The 3,720-nt window shown below is 58.5% G+C and carries 4 protein-coding genes; all 4 read right to left on the minus strand.

Annotation, left to right across the window (positions count from 1 at the left end; all coding sequences use genetic code 11):
- Positions 1–76: 76 nt before the first annotated feature.
- Positions 77–481 (minus strand): hypothetical protein, encoded by a 405-nt coding sequence (locus N787_RS15030; RefSeq protein ID WP_156969003.1) that lies wholly within the window; start codon positions 479–481, stop codon positions 77–79.
- 76 nt (positions 482–557) lie between these two features.
- The gene (locus N787_RS15035; protein ID WP_156969004.1) at positions 558–818 is read right to left on the minus strand and encodes a hypothetical protein; all 261 of its coding nucleotides are present in this window, start codon (positions 816–818) and stop codon (positions 558–560) included.
- Positions 819–906: 88 nt separating this feature from the next.
- Positions 907–1,383, minus strand: a complete 477-nt coding sequence (locus N787_RS15040; RefSeq protein WP_156969005.1) for a hypothetical protein — start codon at positions 1,381–1,383, stop codon at positions 907–909.
- A gap of 714 nt (positions 1,384–2,097) precedes the next feature.
- Positions 2,098–2,418 carry a hypothetical protein gene (locus N787_RS15045; protein WP_156969006.1) on the minus strand — a complete coding sequence of 107 codons (321 nt, stop codon included), beginning with the start codon at positions 2,416–2,418 and terminating at the stop codon, positions 2,098–2,100.
- Positions 2,419–3,720 lie beyond the last annotated feature (1,302 nt).

A 3,720-nucleotide genomic window follows, 5' to 3' on the forward strand; every position in this document is an offset into this window, starting at 1 on the left:
TTCCCCGGACTTGGGTGAAGAACCATATTAAAGCCGCGCCGAAAGCGTCGGCTTGAACTAACAACCAGGTGCATGCTCATGACGCGGCAGTCGCAGCGCCTGTCTTCAAGCGTTTACCAGCGGCAACCGAAAATAGGATCGTCAATACGACGGCGAGCAGGTTGATTGCGACGACGTACGTTGGGCTATCGGTTAGCCGGAAATCAACTGAAAGGCCGAGCCTGAACTTGAATAGCGCGTCAGAGAAACTGACGCTGATGATTTGAAGTGCCCAGAACAGCGCGCCGAATAGCAGGATGCCTCTTGATGGTTGGAGTAGCCGCCACAGCAAGAATCCAGCTACAGGCAGGCCGATAGCAAGCGGCAGCAATGCCCAGAAGCCAGAGCCAATGGTTTGCAGCTTTTCAGTGAAAAGCAGCCATAAACCAATCGCAACGTTGAGCGCGGTCCACGCAAACAGTGCCGTCTCAAGATTCGTCATTCGGGAATGTGGCATGTGCATCTGACGCCCTGGCTAAGCCGCGCCGAAGGCGTCGGCTTGAATGATGAGTTAGGCCTCATATCCAGTTCCTGGCGCCTGCCACGATGATTGCGGTGATGCCGAAGAGCCCGCACGCCCAGGAGACGGCGAGCATGGGCGAAGGTCTTGCGCTGTTGGAAGGCGCTGGGCTTAGCGGGTCGTTGTAAAAGGCAAATACTCCCAGCAGCAACAAGCCCGACGCGAGAAAAAGCTTGCCGCTGAGCAGCGAGAGGACAGCAAACGCCGTGAGCGCGCCTAGCCATAGCCAACGTCCGCTGTGAGGGAAGGTGTGCTTCATTGAAACTTCCTGATCGCTCATTTGAGGCCCAACGCCTGAGTTAAGCCGCGCCGAAGGCGTCGGCTTGAATGATTGGTTAGGCAGCAGCTTAGTATCCATCTGCCTGGAGGCGAAGCACCATTTCTCCAGGCTCCTTGTCTGGCGAAACGTCGAGGTCTACTAGTGCTCCCCGGTCAGGCGATCCGAACGGGACCGAGAAGGAGCCGCGGTGGATGTCTACCTCCCGACTTATTCCGGGCCCAGGCGTGAGGCAGTTAAGGATGCGCTTGGCGTTGTGCCCGGCGAACTCAGTGGAACTGTGCTCCATCAGGTAGGCACATAGCTTTTCCCCAGGCTCGTATTCGTTGTGCTCGCAACTCTTTGAGCCAAGAACGATTTTGTCGCCCACTTCTCTGGCGCCCCAGTAGGTACGCAGGACGACAGTTCGTGTCTCGTCTGGCTCAACCGACGCCAAGAACGCCTCCAGTTCCGGGCAGAGATCGTCCTTCTCCTCGTCGCCAGCATGGCAATCAAGGGTAGGTGAAGCTAAGGCCAAAAAGACTGCCAATTGGAGGGTCAATTTCATCTGCTGCCTAACGCCTTAGTTAAGCCGCGCCGAAGGCGTCGGCTTGAATGATTAGTTAGGCCCCGGTATGACCGTGACCGACTCAACCGTGATGCTGCCATCGAACCCCTCCGCAATGCACGCTGCAATTGCATCTGAGAATTCGTCGGTCAGTGCCGCCCCATTATCGTCAAACTCGTTGTCCGCCTGGAGCCTGAGAACAAGACCGTCCCATGTGCATTGAGCATTCTCCTGCCATGGCCGATGTGTGAACTCCTCAGTGATATCGGTCGCCGCTGCGGAACCGGCATGCTCAGGGACCCCAGTGCAGGCGAGAACGACTCGATACATGAGGCCTAACGCCTTAGTTAAGCCGCCGCCGCCGCGGAAGCATGGCTACTTGCGTGTACCGATCCGGCGGTCGGCTTGAACGTGTTGTTAGGCCAACGCTAAGTCACGGGCTCTATGTCGGCAAGTGCGAAGAAGTCGTGGCCCCGGGGCGAGCGGTAGCGGACGCTAGCGATTGGCCGCCCTGAACCTGGCTGGACGCGCTGAGGCGATCCGGCCGCGAAAGCCTAGACCGGCAGGTTGATTGTCCGGGGCCAGCGCGCGCTGCCGTGAGAGCCGGTGCCGCGAGAAACGCGGGCCGCGGCAGAAGAAGCGAACGGGCGGGCGTGAAGGGCCTAACGCCTGAGTTAAGCCGCGCTGCGAAGCAGCGTCGGCTTGAAGGAGTTGTTAGGGCGAACCGAACGGGCCGTGACGGGACGCCGGTTTGTCGGCACCAGTAGCAACAGGTTCTTGCTCAACAACTGTTCCAGAGAGCGACTCAAGGAGATCCACATGCTCTTCCGGGATTGCATCGAGCTTCTCTAGGAGAGCATGTGCTTCTTGACCTGCAATGGTGAGAACTACAGTTCCGTTTTCTAGAACGCTGGCCCAGCCAATTGAAACTAACCCATCAATCGTGACTGGGTACAGGAAATTGCCGGAAACAACAGCCCGAAGAATCTCGAGCGATCTCACACCGAATGAAGCAAGTAGGCTTTTCTTTGACACGACAATCTCCTTGAAATTGTGATTTCGCCCTAACGCCTTGAGTTAAGCCGCGCCGAAGGCGTCGGCTTGAATGATTAGTTAGGCCCCGCCGCCGCAAACGCATATATAGCGCTACCTGCGGGCGCCCTGGAGGCGAGTGTAGCGAGAAGACCACGCCTGTCGTCAACGTACAACGGAATCCACCAACGCATGCCCTTACGGCGCTGCACCACGGCGTAAGGGAGACCGATAACCGTAGTGGCCCTGACGGACGTGACGTCGTCCCATTGCAGATGGTTGACCCCATAGAGGCTTATGCCGTCTGGCCGAACGGTGACGGCTGGCACAAGCAAGGTCACAGCTACCATGAGGCCGAGCGACGGCGCCAACACCAACAGCCCCCATGGCCAGGTCAGGAAAATCAATGCGCCGAGCAGGACCAAAGTGGTTACGACCAGGCCAGACCGCCAAGAGATCCTGTACGTCGGATTCGCCGCCTTGCTCATACGGGGCCTAACGCCTGAGCTAAGCGGCGCCGGCCGCAGCAATGACATGTGCCAGATATACGGACCGGCGTCCGCTTGAGCACGTGGTTAGGCCAACGCTAAGCCACGGGCTGCGTGCCTGCAAGCGCGAGGAGGTTGTGGCCCCGAGGCCTGCTGCCCCGGATGCCAACGAGAGGCCGCCCGGGGCATGCGGTCCTCGCCGAGAACTATCCGGCCGCCGAGACCATGATGCGCGTGAGGACTAGCCGGGGCCGGCAAGGACTGCTCTGATGCTCGACCGAAGCAGAAATGCGAAGAGCCTAAGCAAGGAAGGCCGCGCTGTTTGAGGCCTAACGCCTAAGTTAAGCCGCGCCGAAGGCGTCGGCTTGAATGATTAGTTAGCCCCCGGCCTCATCCGGCCAAACCGGGGAACGGTGGATCTCAGAATCTATCCGAAGAGGCGGCACAGTGACCGCGCTGACGCCAGGTGTCGTATTGACTATCTCAGACTGTGAGTAATGTGAATGAGTGTAGGCACTTACAGAGAATTCGATGCTGCGCGGGCGACATTTAAACGGTGAAACTCGCACTGGGATGGAGAACTTGCCAAGGTCATTTGCTAAGGCAAGTGCCGGGCCACTTGGCGTCGCCGGGACTTTCCACGAGACGCCCACCATTGCGCCCGGAATCGGCCGACCATCAATGCCTATAACCGTGCCTGATATCTCGAAGAAGCGAGCCACGCACTTCTTCGCCGAAGCATCGGAAGAGGCCAACATCAGCACGACAATTGCGACGAGGTAGCGCATTGGGCCTAACGCCTAAGTTAAGCCGCGCC

The organism is Arenimonas metalli CF5-1, from assembly GCF_000747155.1.
GTDB classification, from domain to species: domain Bacteria; phylum Pseudomonadota; class Gammaproteobacteria; order Xanthomonadales; family Xanthomonadaceae; genus Arenimonas; species Arenimonas metalli.